Source organism: Symplocastrum torsivum, from assembly GCF_059505465.1.
The window spans coordinates 180726-201065 of the sequence record NZ_JCACKQ010000112.1 but is presented as its reverse complement, the minus strand read 5'-3'; the positions used below and the strand labels follow the sequence as shown (position 1 = coordinate 201065).

At 41.2% G+C, this 20340-nt stretch carries 16 protein-coding genes; 5 read left to right on the top strand and 11 right to left on the bottom strand.

Annotation, left to right across the window (positions count from 1 at the left end; all coding sequences use genetic code 11):
• Nucleotides 1-7 precede the first annotated feature (7 nt).
• The 11 genes from AC5JL3_RS26075 to murJ all read right to left on the bottom strand — a co-directional run bounded on the left by AC5JL3_RS26075 (nt 8) and on the right by murJ (nt 12808).
• Nucleotides 8-730, bottom strand: a complete 723-nt coding sequence (locus AC5JL3_RS26075) for a class I SAM-dependent methyltransferase (protein ID WP_496077239.1) — start codon at nt 728-730, stop codon at nt 8-10.
• A gap of 2 nt (nt 731-732) precedes the next feature.
• A complete protein-coding gene (locus tag AC5JL3_RS26070; protein WP_496077300.1) occupies nt 733-2208 on the bottom strand; it encodes a glycosyltransferase in 1476 nt (491 codons plus the stop codon).
• A gap of 57 nt (nt 2209-2265) precedes the next feature.
• Nucleotides 2266-4218 (bottom strand): asparagine synthase (glutamine-hydrolyzing), encoded by a 1953-nt coding sequence (gene asnB, locus AC5JL3_RS26065; protein ID WP_496077238.1) that lies wholly within the window; start codon nt 4216-4218, stop codon nt 2266-2268.
• Between the two features lie 14 nt (nt 4219-4232).
• Nucleotides 4233-5384: a glycosyltransferase family 4 protein gene (locus AC5JL3_RS26060; protein WP_496077237.1), complete on the bottom strand. Its 1152-nt coding sequence runs from the start codon at nt 5382-5384 to the stop codon at nt 4233-4235.
• Between the two features lie 59 nt (nt 5385-5443).
• The gene (locus AC5JL3_RS26055; RefSeq protein ID WP_496077236.1) at nt 5444-6862 is read right to left on the bottom strand and encodes a hypothetical protein; all 1419 of its coding nucleotides are present in this window, start codon (nt 6860-6862) and stop codon (nt 5444-5446) included.
• Nucleotide 6863: 1 nt separating this feature from the next.
• Entirely contained in the window at nt 6864-8012 is a 1149-nt protein-coding gene (locus tag AC5JL3_RS26050; RefSeq protein WP_496077235.1) for a glycosyltransferase, read from the bottom strand.
• Nucleotides 8009-8833: a class I SAM-dependent methyltransferase gene (locus tag AC5JL3_RS26045; protein ID WP_496077234.1), complete on the bottom strand. Its 825-nt coding sequence runs from the start codon at nt 8831-8833 to the stop codon at nt 8009-8011. The genes AC5JL3_RS26050 and AC5JL3_RS26045 overlap by 4 nt, the downstream gene beginning before the upstream one ends.
• Entirely contained in the window at nt 8817-9941 is a 1125-nt protein-coding gene (locus AC5JL3_RS26040; protein ID WP_496077233.1) for a glycosyltransferase family 4 protein, read from the bottom strand. The genes AC5JL3_RS26045 and AC5JL3_RS26040 overlap by 17 nt, the downstream gene beginning before the upstream one ends.
• Nucleotides 9932-10516: a methyltransferase domain-containing protein gene (locus tag AC5JL3_RS26035; protein WP_496077299.1), complete on the bottom strand. Its 585-nt coding sequence runs from the start codon at nt 10514-10516 to the stop codon at nt 9932-9934. The genes AC5JL3_RS26040 and AC5JL3_RS26035 overlap by 10 nt, the downstream gene beginning before the upstream one ends.
• Before the next feature lie 257 nt (nt 10517-10773).
• Nucleotides 10774-11463, bottom strand: a complete 690-nt coding sequence (locus tag AC5JL3_RS26030; RefSeq protein WP_496077232.1) for a class I SAM-dependent methyltransferase — start codon at nt 11461-11463, stop codon at nt 10774-10776.
• Nucleotides 11450-12808, bottom strand: coding sequence for a murein biosynthesis integral membrane protein MurJ (murJ, locus tag AC5JL3_RS26025; RefSeq protein WP_496077231.1), 1359 nt, complete (start codon nt 12806-12808; stop codon nt 11450-11452). Before murJ ends, AC5JL3_RS26030 begins: the two co-directional genes overlap by 14 nt.
• Before the next feature lie 71 nt (nt 12809-12879).
• Here murJ and AC5JL3_RS26020 point away from each other — a divergent pair, with 71 nt between their 5' ends.
• The 5 genes from AC5JL3_RS26020 to AC5JL3_RS26000 form a co-directional block, all read left to right on the top strand.
• Nucleotides 12880-13704 (top strand): hypothetical protein, encoded by an 825-nt coding sequence (locus AC5JL3_RS26020; RefSeq protein ID WP_496077230.1) that lies wholly within the window; start codon nt 12880-12882, stop codon nt 13702-13704.
• Between the two features lie 70 nt (nt 13705-13774).
• Nucleotides 13775-15691: a polysaccharide biosynthesis protein gene (locus tag AC5JL3_RS26015; protein WP_496077229.1), complete on the top strand. Its 1917-nt coding sequence runs from the start codon at nt 13775-13777 to the stop codon at nt 15689-15691.
• Nucleotides 15678-17546: a hypothetical protein gene (locus tag AC5JL3_RS26010; protein WP_496077228.1), complete on the top strand. Its 1869-nt coding sequence runs from the start codon at nt 15678-15680 to the stop codon at nt 17544-17546. The genes AC5JL3_RS26015 and AC5JL3_RS26010 overlap by 14 nt, the downstream gene beginning before the upstream one ends.
• A gap of 344 nt (nt 17547-17890) precedes the next feature.
• A complete protein-coding gene (locus tag AC5JL3_RS26005) occupies nt 17891-19291 on the top strand; it encodes an ABC transporter ATP-binding protein (protein ID WP_496077227.1) in 1401 nt (466 codons plus the stop codon).
• A 51-nt stretch (nt 19292-19342) separates the two neighbouring features.
• On the top strand, nt 19343-20340 hold a 998-nt coding region (locus tag AC5JL3_RS26000), incomplete at its 3' end, for a sulfotransferase family protein (RefSeq protein WP_496077226.1).

Genomic DNA, 20340 nt, shown 5'->3' with positions numbered 1-20340 from the left:
GTTTGCTTTATTTTTTTTCTAAAACCACCAGAATGCGAAAGGCGAGAAACCGGCTCATGGGCGAGAGAGCATTCTCTAGTGCTAAAACAGGTTTTAGCCAACTCATAGGTAGTAGAGACGGTTTATCAAAACCACCACTTAGGGGATAAGCAAAAAATGACAAGCGACGGTGATATCGCTCTACAAATTGTGGGTACTTTTTCTGAAACAGGCTATACTGCCGTTCAAATAAAATTGTTGCAAAGGCTTGATTCGCATCAAATGGCTTCCGTTCCGGAGAAGGTTCAACCCAGTCTAAAGGATTTTGCTTAAAGTCTACTGGCTCTGGGTGTAAAAAATGATAAATTGGCCAAGAAGCGAAGGAAATGTAAGGCTCCATCATTACTACTCTTCCACCCGGACGTAAGACTCGTAATGCTTCATCAAAGAAAAGCGTAACGTTTTCGATGTGGTGCAAGACATCAAACATTACGATATTGTCAAAACTTTGATTATCAAACGGCAGGTTTTGAGCATCGGCAACAGCATCTAACCACGGCAAAGGGACAATATCAGTGGATACGACATTTGGGGCAAAAGCTTTAAAGTTGCCAGTTCCTCCACCAAGCTCTAGGGTATTACCCAAAACAATTTGTGCCGCTATCTCTTTATACCAGCTAGTATATAGGGCACGTAGAATTGGCTTTTGCTCCCAAATGATTTTATGCTGCTGTAAAAGTTCTTCAGACATACTTACAGTGCTTTCAGTTTGCGAAAGGCAAAAATTGTCATTTTTAGGAGTAACCAACCATGCTGAAATCTGCTAATTTTTGTAGAACCATAAGTTCTATCTCGATAGCGAATCGGCACTTCCACAATCTTGAGATTCAGCTTAGAAGCTCCTAGAATTAGGTCAAAATCCCCAAATGGATCGAAGTCACCGAAATAGTGTCGGTTAGCTACCAATTTAAGGTAATCCTCACGTAATATTACTTTTGTTCCGCACAAAGTATCTTTGAGTGGCTGATTCAACAACCAAGAGAAAGCAAGACTGAAAAATTTATTCCCTAAGAGGTTGATAAAGCGCATAGCCTGACCTTCCATTGGGTAGACTAGGCGACAACCATTAATAAATTCTCCCTTCCCTAAAGCGATCGCATCATAAAATTTGGACAAATCTTCGGGCGGTACTGTCAGATCGGCATCTAAAATCATCAGAATGTCACCTGTTGCTGCCGCAAAACCTTTACGAACCGCATCTCCTTTCCCCTTGCCATCCTGAGTGAGAAAACGGATAGTCATTTCAGGGTACTCCTTGATGACTCGCTGAATTTCTTCTACAGTGCCATCTGTGGAATGTCCATCAACAAAGATAATTTCTTGATGCTTGCCAAATTTGGGTAATCTCTGAACAGCCGACTCAATATTCCCTTTCTCATTGCGACAAGGAATTACAATACTCGTAGAATAGGCTTCTTCTTGTGGAGTCAATCGAGGTCTAGCGACTAAGTAGAGCGATAAGCAAAGATGATTAACTCCAGGTAACGTGGCTAGATACTTATTGCACAAAGAAGCAATCAAAGGAAATCGCCTGGGTAGCAAGAGTCGATTCTCTTGCTTGACGACTTCATAATCCGCTAAATTCAGTAAATTAGCAATATCATTTGAGGAAAGCCAGTTCTGTTGGCGCTGAGGCATTTTCAGCCCAAACTTCTCGGCAACGTGAAGTATAGGTTCCCACAAGAAATGGTAATAGGAAATAATAATTCGAGTTTTAGAATTACAATATTTCCGGAGTGTTTTTAATGTTGCTTCAATATCAATGAGATGACCGATGACATCACACAAGATGATGAAATCAAAGGTTTCATCAAGTTCTAGTGTTTCTACATCAGCGACAATGAATTCAAGTTCAGAACACTCTGAGTGTCTTTGTGTCGCTTGCTCAATCATTTTTTCGCTGAAATCGATTCCCAATCCACGAGAGGGCTTCAACGCAGCGAGTAAGTCACCTAAACCACAACCTAGTTCTAGTACCTTGGCTCCCTCAGGTACTAAAAAGCGGTAATAACTATACTGCTGGTCATAGTAATAACTCGCTTTGTCTTGCCATAGGTGGCGTTGTTCAGCTAATTGATCGAATCGATGACGTATCTGCTGTTTGATCGCGCGATCGCGATATGTTTGTTCATCAAAGAAGCTTTGAGAACTAGAAGACTGAGTTTTCATGTCGGTCAAAATTTCGGAACTCCTCACGAAGACGTATGATACACCAGTTTTTCTTGCCTAGTGTAATACATTGGCAGCTAGCCAAGCCTGAAACATTAAGACATCCCACAAGTAATATTGCCAGTCACGAGTGCCTGAAAGATGCTCTATCCATTTTTCTCGGATTGGCTGTGGGTTAAAAAATCCTTCTTCTCGTAATCGACCTTCATCTAAAAGATCTTCTGCCCAATCTCGCAAAGAACCGCGTAGCCACTCGTCTATGGGAACGCCAAAGCCCATTTTGGGTCGTTCAATCAACTTTTGGGGAACATATTGAGATAAAACTTGACGCAACAGCCACTTGCCTTGCTCCTTGTGAATTTTCATTTGTAGAGGAAGCTGCCATGCAAATTCAACCAAGCGATGATCTAGGAGGGGGATGCGCGTCTCTAAACTGACTCCCATACTCGCTCTATCCACCTTTGTCAGAATGTCGTCGGGCAAATAGGTGACAGTATCCAGGAACATCATACGCTCCGTAAAATTGCCTAAATTTGCCCATTTTTCGGGGTTAGTTAGGGTGGTAGAGGGTTCTAAGCTACCTAATACTAGTGATTCTGGTTTTTTCCAATGGGATAACAAGCTTCTATACAAGGTGTCAGGACTCTCAACTGGCAGAAACTCGGCGAGTAAGTGTAAGCGATCGCCATAAATCCTCGATTTAAGTTGCCTAGGCAGGAATGAACCGAATCTAGCGAGGAGTCGATCCCAAGCCTGAGGAGATCGAGCCAGCAAAGCATGAGCTGTCGTTTGTCGAACGCTTAAAGGCAGCCAGCCAATCTTTTGCCAAATCCGCTGACCTAAAAAGTAGCGATCATAGCCTGTAAACAATTCATCCCCTCCATCTCCCGATAGGGCGACTGTGACTTGTCCTCTTGCCAGTTGAGAGACGAGAAAAGTTGGAATTTGGGAAGGGTCGGAAAACGGTTCATCATATAGAGTTGGGAGTTTGGGAATAACAGCGATCGCTTCTTCGGGAGTGACATAAAGCTCTGTATGGTCGCATCCTAAATGTTGGGCAACTTCCTTGGCATAGTGAGCTTCGTTATAAGCGTCCTCGTAGAAGCCAATGGAAAACGTTTTCACAGGTTGGCTACTTTGAGCTTGCATCAAGGCGACTATGGTAGAAGAGTCGATTCCTCCCGATAGAAAGGCACCCAATGGAACATCTGCAACCATGCGTAGCGCTACGGCTTCTCGCAATAGGGCATCCAAGTTAGCGACGGCTTCCGCTTCTGACCCAACAAAGGGTTGGGCAACACCGTTTTCAGCGACTTGCTTGGCAGACCAGTAGGGCACGGTTATGGAATGAGCATATCCCTTCCAGGTGAGGACTATACCCGGTGGCAGTTTATAAATACCTTTATAGATTGAGTAGGGTGCAGGAATATAGTTATGCCGGACGAACAGCGCTAAGGCATCCCGATTAATCTCAGCTTGAAAATAAGGATACGCTTTCAAGGCTTTTAACTCAGAACCGAATACCAGGGTTTGACCAACGCAACCGTAGTAGAGGGGTTTTTCACCCAAGCGATCGCGCCCCAAATGTAAGACTTGTTCTTGTTTGTCCCACAGCGCAAAGGCAAACATTCCATTAAAGTCTTGGATCGCTCGCTCTAATCCCCACAGGCTAAAGCTCGCCAGCATCACTTCCGTATCCGAGCAACCTCGAAACTGATAACCAAGCGCTTCTAACTTTTGCCGAAGTTCTAAAAAGTTGTAAATCTCGCCATTAAAAACGATGACATAGCGACCACAGGCAGAATGCATGGGTTGGTGACCTTCGGGAGAAAGATCGAGGATCGACAGCCGTCGATGTCCTAGAGCAATTCCAACCTCGGCATCGATCCAAATTCCACCATCATCTGGACCTCGATGCAACAGTTTGTCCGACATCTGCCGTACTACCTGCTGTTTCTCTTGTGTGCTTAGTTGCCCAGATGTATCCCAAAAACCTGTAATGCCACACATTCGGTTTAAAGTCTTCAGTTGAGTTTTAATGCGATCGCACTTTCGTACAATGTCTCATACTGTGCCACAACAGAGTCGAGCGAAAAGTGTTCAATTACTCTAGCGCGTGCGGCTTGTCCCAGACTAACTCTCTCTTGACGATCCAACTCAATCAACTCTCTCCAACTTTTAGCCAAAGCTTCCGGATTGCGCGGTGGTACAACTCGTCCTGTACTATCTACCATCCAAGCAGAGTCTCCAATATCTGTGACAACGCAAGGCACACCGCAAGCCATCGCTTCTCCCAAAGCGAGAGAAAAGGCTTCGCCATAGGCAGAAGACAAAGAAGCAATATCTAAAGCCGCCGTCAGACGGTGCATATCTTGGCGCTCACCTAGTAAAGCTACATGATTGAAAAGTCCCAGTTTTTCAATTAACTGATTGAGCGTTTGATTTTCCCGATCTACCTCACATCCTGATAGAAGAAAATGGACGTTGGGATAGTCAGACGCAAGAATTGCAGCCGCTTGGAGAAAGTTACTATGGTCTTTTTGAGGATGAAAGCGAGCCATCATCCCTATCAAGAGAGCGTCCTCTGGTAAACCTAACTCCGCTCTAACACTTAATCTGGCTTCCTCCCACGGCGTAAACTGCTGAGTATCAACTCCATTGGGTATGACGCAGTTATTCTTGCTGTGATAACCTAACGCTTCATGCTGTGACTGAGCAACATGAGAAACAAAGATGATGCTAGCCGTCATTCTGGAGAAATAACTGGATGCTCTAATGACAGCGGCGGTCAGCTTCTTTTCATACGCCAGTGAGTAAACTGAACCCTGGATATTCCAGAAAATAGGGATTCTCTTTACAGAAAAGATCTTAGAAATCTGTGCGGCTAGATTACCGTGGTACATCCACCCTTGAATTAAGTTAGGTTGGAGTTGACGCACTAGAGTAACCAAGCGCCACAGTGCAGATAGAGTCGGTTTTCCCTGTTCCAGGTTAAGGGCATAGACAGGTACATCCAACGCTTCAATGCGATCGCCTATTGTGCCATGATCCATCAACGAGATCACTACTGGCGCGAAACGTTCCCGGCTCATCCTAGATAAGAGTTTGTAAAGCATCATTTGAGCGCCGCCAGTTGAGAGATCAGTAATGATGTAAACAACTTTTATGACTTGCATCTAGCCTGATATTTAATCCCTAGCTGAATTTTTATACTCATTAACCTAAGACATTTCTTTCAGTTTCTTATATTTTCAGCTTTCATGGCTTCAAACTTAAAACTTAAAACAAAGAAAATGAATAAAAAGACTAAATTTACAAAATCATATAGTACTAATCTAGGGAGTCCATTAATAGGATAAACTGCTAGTACAAATATTGCATAGGCGTAGAAGGCAGCAAAGCTTAAATCAAACTCTAAAAGAGACTTGAAGAAAAAATCTACTTTTCTGAAAACATACCCTAAGCCAAAACCAACAATGAAAACACCTGGTACAGATAAGCTATACATAGCAAACCCAATAATGCCTGGTGGCACAAATGACTCGGATAATTCTGGGAGATTTGGATAGTTTTCATAATAAAGAGCCGTATTAAGTTGATTAACTTGGATACCTGTTTGAATATTTAATCTTGAGGGAAGGATGTCAACAATTCCTGTATAAAAATCTCTGAAAAATAACAGTGGATAACTATTGTCTATACTTAGCTGAAGTGACATTTGTACAAAAGTAAAGTAGTTTATACCTTGCAAGTAGGGATTAGCCACATTCTCTTTCAAAAAGGCTTCATATTGGCCTTGACCAAGGGAACCAGAACCAATAGCAGAGAAGATTCTGAGCGGTACAGCGAGAAGACCTTCATCCTGAAAGACCCTGTAGGCAAAAATGAAGAGTTCATCCAGAACAGGAAGTGCAATAAATACAAAAGCAAAGAACAACAGTAAATAGGATATGTATAATCTCTTGCATCTAAGACTCAATGTAAAATAAAAGAGTAATCCTAAAGCAATAAACTTGAGCTTTGAGACTGAAATAAATAGATTGCTAAATAACATCACAAACAAAGGCAAGCAACAAAGTAGAATAAAACTTATTTTTGTTTTACGCTTTTTATAAAGGAAATAAATGAGTGGAATTATTGCTAAATCTATAAACTTCCCAAAAAAAGCATAAGACCCAACTAGAGCTTGATCGAGCTGACCAGATCGGTTAATAATCAGATTAACGGCGAATGATGAAAAGCCTCCAAATTGTTGGATATAAATTAGTAGGGAAACAAAGCAAAACAAAGATAAGAAATATGAAACAGCCTTATACAAGATTACTCGGTTAAGTTTACGAACATGGACGTTGATTGGCTTTAAAACGCTACCTTTGAAAGCCTCACCCACAAAGAAAGACACCAAGAAAATCAATGTTATAAAAAAAGACTGAAGACTGACAAATCTTGAAGCTGGACTAAGATACGATTTAATTGCTGGTTCATATATTTCATGTCCAAAAACAATAATATTGATTGGGATAAAGATGTAAAAAACTACAATTATTGAAAGGAAAAAAACATCGATGCTCCAAGCATCTCTCTTGAGTTTTAAATATAAATAAACTATAGATATTAAAAACAACAGGCAGTAGAAAAGAAGAAGAATCGCCACCTTATTTATTCAAATCCCTACGAAGTAAAGTCTGATTTAGAACATCCGCCACATTTTGCACAAGTTTATTACAGCTAAATTCAGAAACAATTCTCGAACGTGTTTTTGACTTGAGAGCAGCGTCTTTGTATTGTTGTTGTTTTATTAACAGGCTCCAGCCGTTGGCAAGTGCTTCTGGGTTTTGAGGGGATACGATTATACCCGTGTTTTCAACAATCCATGCCGAGTCTCCCACATCAGTGACAACACAGGGAACTTTACAAGCCATTGCCTCTCCTATTACGTTGGCAAAGCCTTCGCCATAGGAAGAAGAAGAAGAAGCAATGTCAAGAGCATTATAGACAGCAGGCATATCGGCACGCGCTCCAGCCCAAATGACTTTTTCAGCGATACCAAATTCTTGAGCTAACCGACATAGTTCCTGTGCATAATCCTCTAGCCCAGTTCCCACACATACAAATTGCACATCTTGCTGCTGTTTAGAGAGGAGGGCTGCCGCCTTAAGAAAAGTGGGATGATCTTTCATTGGATGTAGTCGTCCTACTAAGCCGATTAAGACAGTTTGTTCCGAAATCCCCCATTGTGATCTAACCTTTGCTCTGGCTTCGGAATCGGGTTTAAACCGTTCCGTATCAATACCGTTGGGAATGACCACCATCTTGTGATCAGGGAATCCACAAGCCCGATGATAGTCTCGACCTGCATAAGAGTTGAGAATAATCAAGTCAGCAAAACGAGACATAAACCACTCTAATTGGATCACCAACCGGATTAGCCAATCGTATTGACTTAGATCATCGTTAGAGACTCGAACTCCCCAAACCATCCGGATTGACGGAAAAAAAGGTTTGAGAAAAATCATCAGTAAGTTCGGATCACTGAGATACCCATGTAGGATATCAGGCTGTATAAGCTTCAAGTGGTGAATCAGGCGCTGATAGAAATTAAATAAATCCCATCGTCCACCCTTGTCTAGAGAAATAAGCTTAACGCCACTATTTTTTAGATCGTTCTCTAAAGGACCACCGGAGTAGAAGCATAAAACCGTTACATCAAAGTCTTTTTTATCTAATGCTTTGACTAGGGTTACGAGTTGTCTTTGTGCACCACCGTAGTCAAAATCACGAGCGAGAAAGGCAAGTTTGATCATTGTTTTAGAAAAACGAACTGATTATTTCCGTGACCTCCATCTGTAAGTAAATTTTCCAAGACAAAACCTCGCTCGTGGTAGAAGCTAAAAATCTCATCAGGCGTTGCTACCTCAAAAGGATAGCCCCCAAGCCAGTCGTACCAATCATGAGTCAGAGACATTCCTCTTGACTTTTGATACTCTAGGTAGCGTGAAATGGGATTTCTCCGTTTCAAAAGGTCTACAGCTAAATCCCGAAGCATGAAGTAGGGAATAAAAAAAGCTGAAACTAGGGTTCTACCGAGAAAGCCAGAACAGTAGAGCTTTTTAACTTTCAACCAGCGTTGAGATTTACCCCCTTGGTCGTTATAGATAGCAATAAAAAGTTGTCCTTGATTGACAACAACTAAGATAATATTTTCTAGTGCTTGCCACATATTACCCGTATGATGTAGCACTCCCCAAGAGTAGACAACATCAAACCTTCCTAATGATTTTAGGTAAGCGACATCTAGCACTGAACCTTGCTCAATCGTCCACTTACAATCCTCACAAAAATATCGACGTTTAAGTTCTTGTGTACAAGCCACTGACTGAGGGTCGTAGTCAAAGGAATGAACAGTTGCGCCTAATCGACGGGCAGCCAAAGAGAACAAACCACTGCCGGAACCGATATCTAAAAAGGTTTTACTCTGTAAATCCTCTACTTTTAACATCTGCTTGAGAGAGTTTTCTGCTTCGGTAATGCGTTCATCATTCAGCACCGATAAAAAACGCCTCCAGTTTTCTCCAAACTGAAAGCGATCGCCTTCCTTGATTTCTTGCTCAAATGTGTTCGTCATAACCTAACCTCTCCTCGACAACTTGAGCCAAAAGTTTTTCCCACATTGCCATTACTTTTTCTAAGCTGAACCGTTCTACCACATCTGTTGCACAAGCTGATAACCGTTTCCGCTCTGCTTCATCAGACATTAAGCGATGCATGGCTAGAGCGAGAGCTTTAGCATCTTGGTTCGGCACTAGGATACCATCTACACCATCCTGAATAATCTCTCGTGGTCCACTGGGGCAATCTGTGGAAATGACTGGTAGTCCAGATGCCATTGCTTCACACAGTACGTTAGGAAAACCTTCAAAACGGGAAGATAGGACAAAGATATCGGCTTGCCTGAGAACTTTATCAAGGTTTTTCACGACTCCAGGGAAATGAACTAGTCCAGATAAGGCTAAGCTATCCCGGAGTGATTCAAGTTCTCGACGTAATTCTCCTTCACCAAAAATCGTTAATGTCCATGTAGAATGAAACTCTGTCAAAGACGCAAAGGCTTGCAGTAAAAGGTCAAACCCTTTTTGTTGAGTCAGACGTCCAACTGCAATGATGGATCGCCTAGCCAAGTGCTTGTCAGATGTCGTTTTTTCTCTAGTTGGCAACAAAACTTGGTTAGGAATGATGCAAGTGTGGCTTTGGAGTTTAGGAGAAAAATAAGTCTGTGCCCCTTTCGTCTGGACAACAATTTGATCAGCGAGTGGATACGTCCACTGGCGTAACTTTTCCCAAACCCTGCCGACAGAATACAATGTGGGATCGATCCGCTCTGACACCACTGTTGGTAAATTTAGCGATCTCGTTGCCAGTAGAGTCAGCATATTGACTTGCTCCATAAAACTAATCACAGCGTCAGGCTTACTTTGCGCGATCGCTGATTGTAGGATTTGTACACGCCTTAGATTGTTCCAAAAACCTAGCAATAGGTTAGACGAATCTGCAGCTATCCTCAAGGGAATATGATGCACACGAGAGTCTAGCTCGTAGAATGGCGGTTTGTTGCCATCATCAAACGTGAGTAGCGTGATGTTCCATCCCTTAACTACCCAGTAGTTAGCCATGATTGACATCACTCGTTCCGCCCCACCAGGAGATAGTGAAAAGATAACCAGTGTTAAGCGCATCGCTTTCTGGCAACTAACCAAGTATTGCTGTAAAACGATTCTGTTTTATCAGCATAGTCTAAAATCCATCCTAGCGTATTAATAAATACACACAAAACTATCCAAACAGGAAGCAAAATCCCCTTTAATAAACGAGTGATTTTGTATAAATTCATTTGCATCTCAACCCAATTTAAAATTAACACTCCTACTGTACTACCTACACCTCCTTGAGTTTTTACATTAATAATTTCATATCCTTTTTCCATGATGTTCTTAATTCCATAAATATAAAAACGCCTATAATCATCAGGCGTTCCATGTTGGTTATAAATAAAAGGAACAGAAATTATTGCTATCCCTCCTACCTTTAATACTCGGCTAATTTCTGAAATTATGCTTTCAAGGTTTGCGGTATGTTCTAGAACTTGAGTGCATAAAACGGCATCAAAGGAGGAGGCTTCTAGAGGCCATGTCTCGTCCACTGTGAGTGGAATATCAACGTGATCGCCTAAATAGATATCAAGACCAACATGCTCAATCTTCTCTAAGTTCAAAAAAGCTTCATAAGGTTTATCCCCACAAACTACATCCAGAAGTTTTCCTTGAATTGTTGGGAGAATTTGTTTTAGATCTGGGTAGAGATCTTTAACAGCAAGCCACTGAAAATGTCAAAAATATAAGTTTGGAGGAACTCCACAAATTTTATTATAGATATTAGAGTAGATTTTACCGAATAAACTTATTTCATCATTCATCGCTTAACAAAAAATCTCAGTTTAACTTGAGCTTTCTTTTCTAGACTCATGCTAATGTCTAAGCAAATACGTCATAGTCGGGGAAATAACCATAGTTAATCTTCTTTTCTTAGAACAAAAAATAAATTTTCATCACGACCATGAATGCCTAGCAATGACAATCCTTTCTTAGCCCCTGCCATTAAAATACCCTTCCAATTGAGTGTTAGCAAGTCTACAAAGTAAATAATGTCAATGGTTTTAACAGCTAATGTCTTTGGAAATATTCTTATTAAGCTTTTAACATCGAACGATTGCTGGTGTCCCCATCTATGGAAAATTTCCCCACACTTCGGACAAACGACTTGATTCTCAATAAGATTTTCTTGATAAGGAACAGTTCCAATTAGCACTCCCCCTTTTTTTAAAATTCTTGATATCTCGATTAGACCAAGATTAATCTCCTCCTTTGATAGATGCTCAATTACTTCCGAACAAAAAACAACGTCAAAAAAATCATCAGCATACGGAATGCTTTGGATGTAACCTACCTCTCCTTTGACACCAATTGCCTTAAGGTTTCTAATTGCTTCTTGGCTGGGATCGAGAGCATAAGTTTCCCAACCTTGTTCCTGGCATCTCTTCTCAAGTCCACCATTTCCTACGCCAATATTTAAGATGGTTAGGGTCGTGTCACCAAATATATCTAGAGATTTTTTAAATAGATAGTTTAATCGAGAACTTGCTGGCAAAAACACCTCCGGCGATTTATCTTGGAAATAATTCCATATCTTATCTTGATTCATTCTCAATTTTCCTCAAGTTTCTATAAGCTAATAATAGTACGCTAAAAAAAGAAAATACATAAACACAACTTGTAGACAAAGCAATTCCTTGAACACCTAACCACTGCATGAATAGATAATTTAAGCCAATATTAAAAAGTAAATTCAACCCAGCAATTCCGATGAGAACTTGATTAATATCCATTGATGAGATAAGCCGTACTACTAAAATCCCTGCTACGTAAAAAGGTAATTGTAAGACATACATTGCTTGGACTTTAGCAACAATATAAGTATCTTGGGCAGTGAACGAACCTCTTTGGAGTAAAAGCTCCACAATTGGTTGAGAATACATATATATAAAGCCTGCGATTGGTACAGTCACAAGAAAAATTAGCCAGAGATAGCGCTTCATCGTAGACCGTACTCCTTTCCAATCTTGAGCGGCAACCATTTTTGAAAGGTAGGGAATTATCGCGGTACTTAAGGCTGTAGTAATCAGACTAATCGGCAGGGCAATTACTCTCATCCCATAGTTGAGTGCGGCGACACTTCCAGAAGACAGCCGAGCTGCCATCGCTTGATCGACCAAGGTTGTGCTAGACATTAAAAATGCTCCTGCCATAATTGGAGCATACTGACTAACCACTTGACGCAAGTGAGGGTCAAATCGATAGCAGGTTGGAAGCAATGAAATCCCTTGCCGTTTCAGTGCTACTCCCAAAAGAAGCATCTCTAGCAGGGTGCCGCCAACTAGCCCTCCTGTTAAGGCAAAGATGCCCCAGCTTTTGTTCCCTACTAAAAAAGCAATTGTTACTAATGCTGTCATCGCTGGAGCGATCGCAGCTAGAGCAAAGCGCTCTTGTGCGTTTAAAACGGCACTCCAGATTACAACAATTCCACTCAGCATTACAACTGGTGTAATTGTGCAAAGTAAGTAAAAAGTTAGCTCTAGCTTTTGAGGGCTAAATCCTCTGGCAAGCAAGGGAAGATATAGAGGAGCTGTAGCTACCATTAAGATTGTAGTAATTGCCAGTAAACCTAAACCCCAAACTATTACTTTAGATAAAAGTTGTTGAGCCGCATCTAATCCTTCCTGTTCCCGGACTCGAATATAGGTAGGAATAAGAGCAGCATTAAAAGATTCAGGTAATAAAACAATGATAAAAGAAGGAACCAACCAGGCGATAAAAAAGGCATCTAGCGCATCTCCAGTACCAAACCTCCAAGCAACTACCAATTCTTTACTAATGATCGCGATTTTTACTAGTGCAGTCATTAGACCAACTGTGATTGCTGCACTAAAAATTTGGCGATTGATCGAGCCAGTTGTGATAGTTTTCCAACGTTTGAATAGAGTTTGCACTCTTGACTAGTTCCCAATCGCTAAGTTGTACTGTATCCTAACCTTAGTTTCAGGTAGCGGAGTAGAAGGGATTGTTTCAGCCTACTAAACACAACTCAACTCAGCCTGGAGATGAAATTGGTCTGGTAGATATCGTCCAATTTTTGATTCGCCATATTAAGTTCATAGGACTAACAACAGTTGTCCTATCGAGCGCTGCGATCGCTCTGTCCCTGCTCAATCCCAAACAATACCAGAAACAGCTAACGCTGTCAGTCCGATCTACTTCTATCCCGCTTTCAAGCCAACTACTGCCATTTATAGACATCAATCAAGCGGGTGCCTTGACCGTAGATTTTTTAAGAAGTTCCCAACTAGGCGAAATCACTGTTACAGCACGATATGACATTGAAACCCAAAAAATTGACCTAAACCTACAGTCTCCAAATGCCAAGACTTTGAACACCGTTGCCCCTAAAATTGTCAGCCAACTGAAAACAAGGTTTCAAGAACCCTTGAACCAGTCTCTAACGGCTTGGCTGACTACTACCGAACTACAGCTCGAAAAAGAAAAAAGTATCTTACCCCCGTTGCAGCAAACAATTGCTCAACTACCTCCCACCAATACGGGTAAACTGGATGCGCTAGAAGCAGAGCAGGCTCAGGCGGCGGCTGACATTGCTGCCCTTGAGTTTGACAAAGACTATCTAGAGCAGAGTCAGAAAAATTTGCCTAAGTTTGCTGCCAAGATTATGTCAGTGCAGATTGTGAGCGAATCCGAGGTACAGGAGACTCGATCTTCTGGACAGATGGCTGTAATTGCTGTTATTGCCAGCTTTATGGTGGCAGTTCTTGCTGCCATCATCTGGGATCAAGTAGCGCGTATAAAGAATGATTTGTCCCAACCCAAAAATTGACATCATGTAGGCGTTTAGACAACGGTATGATCAACAATCGTTGCCAATGGTGTGCTGGGACAAGTTTTCTATGCCCAAGCTAGTTATTTCTCCATTTATGTATCGGCTGGGGCAACTCACGCTAGATGGTTTTGTTGCCTGGTCGGCTTGCAGTCTCGCCTTCTTAATTCGTTTTGACGGAGAAGTTGCAGATACTCACCAATTTCTGGCAGGTATTCTACCTCTAGTCGCGATTCCTGGTCGTGTACTGATCCAAAGCGGTTTTGGACTGTACCAACAAGTCTGGCGTCTGTTCGGTCTTAAGGATGCCCTGTCCCTTTTCCAGGTGATTACCCTCTATTCACTGCTAGTTTTAGTTACGACCCGTCTATTAATTCCTCGCTTTGTACCTTTTGATGGGGTTCCTCTGGGCGTTGCGGTAATCGACTGGAGTTTCTGCTTCCTGGGGATGGTTGCCCTTCGGTATGCTCGTCGCTGGTCAGTCCATCATACCCATCAGCGCCGTCAACCTCGCTGCGATCGTTCAGAGCGGCAGAAGGTACTGCTAGTTGGAGCAGGGAAAACTGGTGCCCAGATTGTCCAAGAAGTGCGACAAAGTCCTCAACTGAATCTGGAAGTTGTTGGATTTGTTGATGATGACCCAACGAAAGTAAGACGCAAAGTAGAAGGGGTGCCAGTTCTTGGGTCGTCTAGCCAGTTGGTTGCGATCACTTCTTCTCTCAATGTCAATGAAGTCTTGATTTCCATGCCTTCGGCAAGTGCGGCTCAAATCCGTAAGTTAGTAGATCTTGCGCGTGGAACTGGACTGAAGCTGAAAGTCTTGCCGGGACAGGGAGAGATTCTTCGAGATCGCAACCTCACGCCCCAAGCTAGAGAAATTCAAATCCAAGATATCTTGGGGCGTCCAGAAGTTCGACTTGACTTAGCGGAGGAGTTTGGTTCGCACTTTCCCTCAGCGCGATCGCAAATCTACCAACGTACCATCCTGGTCACAGGTGCAGGCGGTACCATCGGCTCAGAAATCTGTCGCCAGTTGGCTCGTCTAGAACCCAAACACCTGCTGCTACTCGGACGTGGGGAGAACAGCATCTTCCAAATCGAGCAAGAACTGCGACGAGACTTTCCAAACTTAATGACAACTCCAGTCATTGCCGATATCCGTCATCAAGCTCGTATCGAACGGATCTTAAAAAACTGGAAGCCAGAAATCATCTTTCATGCCGCTGCTCACAAGCACGTCCCCTTAATGCAGCATAACCCCACAGAAGCGATCGAGAACAACGCTCTTGCTTCAGCTTACTTGGCGACTCTGGCTGATACCTATGGGGTTGAAACCTTTGTCCTTATTTCTACCGACAAAGCGGTTGACCCCTCTAGCTTTATGGGTCTGAGTAAGCGCTTGGCTGAACTCATGGTCAAGGCACATGCCGCCACAAGTAAGACTCGCTTTCTCGTTGTGCGCTTTGGCAACGTTCTTGGGAGCCGTGGTAGTGTCGTCCCAATTTTTCAAGCGCAAATCGCTCGAGGCGGTCCCGTTACAGTTACCGACCAAGCAATGACCCGCTACTTTATGACGACTCCTGAGGCAGCGCAGCTAGTAATTCAAAGCATAGCTGTAGGTCAATCAGGACAAACACTGATTTTAGACATGGGTCAGCCCGTCAATATTTTTGACCTGGCAGAACAGATGATCCAGCTAGCCGGGTTCACCCCACAGCAGGACATCCCAATTCAGATTACAGGTTTGCGTCCCGGAGAGAAGCTGCATGAATCTTTAACAGGAGCTACAGAAAATATCATGCCCACACAGCATCCAAAAATCATGGCTGTCTGTAGTAAATTACTGCTCGTTGAAGCACTGTCAGACGTAATAGCTACCCTTTCAGAAGCGACAGCCCATAATGTAGCTTCAGAGGCTTTGTGGGCAGTCGCTCAAAAATGTCTACTTACTTTTGAACATGAATCTCAAAAACATGAAATTATATGACTTAGGTAAAGTCTTATTTGCAGAAGGCTGGTTCTTTTTCGTTCCCTATCTATTTCTTTACCTGGTATTTAAATATTTCCATTTGAAAATATTTTATCTAGAAAATATTTTTATATTTTTGCATTTGTTTAACATTATAGTTTTTATCTATTATTTATGTAAGTTTTATACTAAAAATCATTTATATAAATTAGTATTTTGGATTAACCTAATACTACTGTTTCAGATTCCAGGAGCCTATCTAGAATTCCCCTCTGACTCCTGGGAACACTTCCGACGAATTTTTGAGTGGCAAGGCTATGGTTTCGTAAACGAGCATTCAGCTAATTATAAATTTACTTATTTTTGGGGCTGGACGCTGATGTCTAAAGTCGAGCCTCTCTCTAGAAGATCTGCCCTTGATATCTATAGCACCTTTTGGCAGTTTCTCCTTGCCTACCAATTTTACTTATTTGCTTTGCGAATAGGATTTTCAGAATCTTGGGCAAAAATTCAAGCATTAGGAACTATCTGTTTATTTGGCACTAATGTATTTGGCTTCTATCGCTACTATGCCCTTTCATCAACCCCTTTAGCTTATATAGCCTACCTGCGATCATTAATTGTAATTACTGATATTTTTGATGGAAAAAGAAAGAAAGGCTGTGAACTTATCCTTTTGCTTCCTATAATTTATTACAACCACTATCAAGAACTCTTTCTATTATTAATTTCAAATTTGGCGATTTTTCTTGTAAGGCTGTATGAAAAAAAACAAATTGTATTAGGTAAAAAAATAATCTATATAATCCCTGTAGTTATACTTCTAAGTTTTCTTTTAGGAGTCTTATCTATAAAGTTTTTTCAACAGTATGCGGTTTTAATCTCTAATTTTTATAATTCTTATTTTCAGGATTACTTTAAAGAAAAGACAGCTCAGTATTTAACTTTAGATCCTAATTATTGGTCAAAATGGGGGATTCTTCGGGTTTGGGATCAAAAACTTCCATACTTTCAGACTTTAGGTGTTTATGGCTATTTGAGTATGTTATTCTCCCTGATTTCTTGGAAAAAATATAGATTGTTATCAACTCTGACCTTGTTGCCACTTTTGCTACTATTTTTTCAACCTTTTACGCTTTTCATTGCCATAATAGATGGTCACTATACTACTTTTAGGATTTTGTATGCTTTTCCTTACAGCTTTGTGTTAATAGTGGCTCTAAAGGAAATGTTTGAATTTATTAGTAAGACAAAAAAAATATATATAAATAATCATATTATTGTTGTATTTTTATTATTTTTTTTGTCTGCTCAACCGAGTCTTCCCTGGCGCGGTAGATTATGGCACCAGTTATACAAGACACCAGAACAATTATCCCTTAAAACCCTAGATGTAACTGCACAATGGTTTTTTGAAAATCGTCAACTAGAAGATCAGTATGTAATTGCACAATGGTTTTTTGAAAATCCTACACTAGCCTCTCCATGTAGTATATTAGTAACTGATAATGCGACGAGTTTTAGTTTAGCTACTCATTTTGGTTCAATCCCACCTGACAGATTATCTTCCTATAATCCTAGTCAAAGTATAAAGACGGTTGATAGCTTAAAGAACTACATCAATAATTCACAAAATCAGCAAAAAATATGTAGTTTTTTAGTTGGTATACCTGCCCAAATAAATCCTTCGCCTATCTCAGAAGTAGGGCAAAATTCTGGACATTGGCTACCCGACCTAGTGAGACAAGATCTTAATTACAGCCAACAGTTTGTAGAGATAACTACGGCTTTAACTTCTTTCGGTTGGAGTAAAACATTTGTGCCTCCCTTTTATTGGCTTTATGAAGCTCCCTCACGTGAAACTCTTCAATGAACTAGGGGGATTCAATAATATTGCCCATACTACTCAGTTCTAAAATAGTTATAGCAGTGATCTATTTGGCAATGGGTAATTCCACAAAAGGGACGGAACTTGGGTGTTTTTGCTAAATCCGGTGGCAGCGATCGCATATAATTGCTATACCAAAAGGGTAGAAACCCTAATACAAAAGGAAAATTGGGACTCCAGGCTAACGTGGCTCTCTGTTCAAGTTAGGTGAGCCTAGGAACTCTTAAACCATAAAGTATCCACCTAGTAACGTTGGCGTTCGGCATTTACTGATATGCTATAAGTTTTGATGGAATGGGCAATTTGTAGTGTTGCCAGCATGAGGTGTGATGAGTGAGATTGCGATTTCTGTAAAAAATGTTTCAAAGTGCTTCAAGCGCTATGCTCAGCCTGTAGACCGGTTAAAGGACTTGCTGCTGCCTGGAAAAAGCAGGGCAAATGAATTCTGGGCTTTACAGAATATTGACCTAGAGGTACTGAAGGGACAGACCTTAGGAATTGTGGGGCGAAATGGCTCTGGAAAAAGTACACTACTACAAATTATCGTAGGAACGTTGACACCGACTAGTGGCGAAGTTCAGGTTAGAGGTCGGATTTCGGCATTGCTAGAGTTGGGAAGTGGATTTAACCCGGAATTTACAGGGCGTCAGAATGTCTTTTTTAATGGACGGTTGTTGGGTCTGGATCACAAAGAGATTGAAGCCAAGTTTGATCAGATTGCCGCTTTTGCTGATATTGGAGATTTTATTGAACAACCCGTTAAGACTTATTCAAGTGGGATGTTTGTTCGGCTAGCGTTTGCCGTAGTCACAACGGTCGAGCCTGATATTTTGGTGGTGGATGAGGCGCTGTCGGTCGGTGATGAAGCTTTTCAGCGTAAGTGTTTTGCTCGGCTTCAATCAATTCGGGAGCGGGGAGGAACAATTTTGTTTGTTTCCCATTCAGCGGCTTCAGTTATAGATCTTTGCAATTCAGCTATTTTGATAGATCACGGAGAGTTGCTTCTGTCTGGTAATCCTAAGTCAGTAGTTTTCAATTATCAAAAGTTGATTTATGCGCCAGCCGGGAAAATACAGGCTTTGCGTGAAGACATACGGAGCATGAATCATCAAGGGAAAGTCAATCAATCGCTCAACGATTCGATAACCAAGTCTTCTAGCCCTAGACAAAAGGCATCTGCTCTTTATGATCCCGATATGAAGCCTAAGAGTACTATCTCTTATATATCTATTGGAGCAAAAATTTCTCAGACTCATATTACTAACCTTGAAGGCAAAACTGTCAACATTTTATGCAGACGAAGCAATTATATTTACACTTATCAGGTCAAGTTTTCTGAGACAGCTTACAGAGTTAGGTTTGGGATGTTAATTAAGACCATCAGTGGTTTTGAGCTAGGGGGTGCTGTCTCTCACACTCTAGATAAGGCGATTGAATGTGTAGAGCAAGGTAGTACAGTTCAAGTTCAGTTTAGATTTCATTGTTTGTTACAACCGGGAGTTTATTTCCTCAATGCTGGGGTTCTTGGATTGGTAGATGATACCGAAGTCTTTCTCCATCGCTGTGTTGATACAGCTATGTTTAGAGTACAAATCGAAGAAAATATATTGGAAACCGGTCTGGTAGACTTTAAAGTAGACACTCACGTTTCTTTACTTAACCAAAGTCAAGTTATACCTATCGGGATAGAAAAAAAATCAAAAGAAATTGAGAGAAATTTAGAAGCATAAATATAATAATTTTTGAAATGGTAATATTTTATTTATATTTTTTCTAAAGATATGCAAAATAACGATAGTAAGCAAAGCATTTTTATAATCACTGGAATGCATCGTTCTGGTACCTCTCTTACAGCGTCATTGCTCCAGAGCGCAGGGGTAGATATAGGTAAAAGGCTAATGCCAGCAGGGGCTGGTAATGTAAAAGGGTACTTTGAAAATCTTAATTTTACAGAGTTTCACGAAAATATTTTATTATCTCAAGGAATTAGTAAGGCAGGTTGGACTGTAGAGAAACAGATTAAGGTGCCAGAGCAATTTTTAGGGCGAGCTAAATTACTTGTCCAGGAAAATTCTTCTAGGAAGATTTGGGGATGGAAAGATCCAAGAACAACTCTATTCTTGAATTACTGGGCAGATTTAATTCCTCAAGCCAATTTTTTATTAATATACCGTGCACCGTGGGAAGTGATTGATTCTCTTTACCGACGACGTAATGTAGGAGATGAAGGATTTGATTTTAATCCTAATTTTGCTTTAGAAATTTGGCTGAACTATAACCAAGAAGTTCTAAGATTTTATGAGCAATTTTCGGAACGTTGCCTTTTAATCAGTATTTATAGCATTGCCCACGATCCTAGTTTTCTAATACAAGCTATCAAAGATAAGTTTGGGATTCCCTTAAATTACCCGGATTCAGATATTTACGACGATTCATTACTGAATACGCAGTCGTATAATTTGCATCGACCTGCTTTGATCAAGCATTACTTTCCTCAGGTATGGGAACTTTACCAGGAACTTAATGCTAAGGCAGTGACACCGGAGGCTTTGTCTTCTTCGCTTGTTCCTGAACTCCCACCTCTACCACCTTATGAAGCCTGGGTGCTTCAGGATTGGCTAGATCTTCGGAGATTAGAAAAAGAGTCATTCAAGTTACAAACTCAGTTAGAGCAGTCCCACGAGGAACTCGATCGCAATCGCTCTCAACTGCAACAAACACTACAACAGAATCAGGCAGAACAGGAGCGATCGCATGTTGAGTTAGCGCAATCTCAATC

Excerpts from the sequence above, each read along its gene's own strand:
- AC5JL3_RS26075 (WP_496077239.1), bottom strand. The coding sequence starts at position 730 with ATGTCTGAAGAACTTTTACAGCAGCATAAAATCATTTGGGAGCAAAAG.
- AC5JL3_RS26070 (WP_496077300.1), bottom strand. The coding sequence starts at position 2,208 with ATGAAAACTCAGTCTTCTAGTTCTCAAAGCTTCTTTGATGAACAAACA.
- asnB (WP_496077238.1), bottom strand. The coding sequence starts at position 4,218 with ATGTGTGGCATTACAGGTTTTTGGGATACATCTGGGCAACTAAGCACA.
- AC5JL3_RS26060 (WP_496077237.1), bottom strand. The coding sequence starts at position 5,384 with ATGCAAGTCATAAAAGTTGTTTACATCATTACTGATCTCTCAACTGGC.
- AC5JL3_RS26050 (WP_496077235.1), bottom strand. The coding sequence starts at position 8,012 with ATGATCAAACTTGCCTTTCTCGCTCGTGATTTTGACTACGGTGGTGCA.
- AC5JL3_RS26045 (WP_496077234.1), bottom strand. The coding sequence starts at position 8,833 with ATGACGAACACATTTGAGCAAGAAATCAAGGAAGGCGATCGCTTTCAG.
- AC5JL3_RS26040 (WP_496077233.1), bottom strand. The coding sequence starts at position 9,941 with ATGCGCTTAACACTGGTTATCTTTTCACTATCTCCTGGTGGGGCGGAA.
- AC5JL3_RS26030 (WP_496077232.1), bottom strand. The coding sequence starts at position 11,463 with ATGAATCAAGATAAGATATGGAATTATTTCCAAGATAAATCGCCGGAG.
- AC5JL3_RS26015 (WP_496077229.1), top strand. The coding sequence starts at position 13,775 with ATGCCCAAGCTAGTTATTTCTCCATTTATGTATCGGCTGGGGCAACTC.
- AC5JL3_RS26010 (WP_496077228.1), top strand. The coding sequence starts at position 15,678 with ATGAAATTATATGACTTAGGTAAAGTCTTATTTGCAGAAGGCTGGTTC.
- AC5JL3_RS26005 (WP_496077227.1), top strand. The coding sequence starts at position 17,891 with ATGAGTGAGATTGCGATTTCTGTAAAAAATGTTTCAAAGTGCTTCAAG.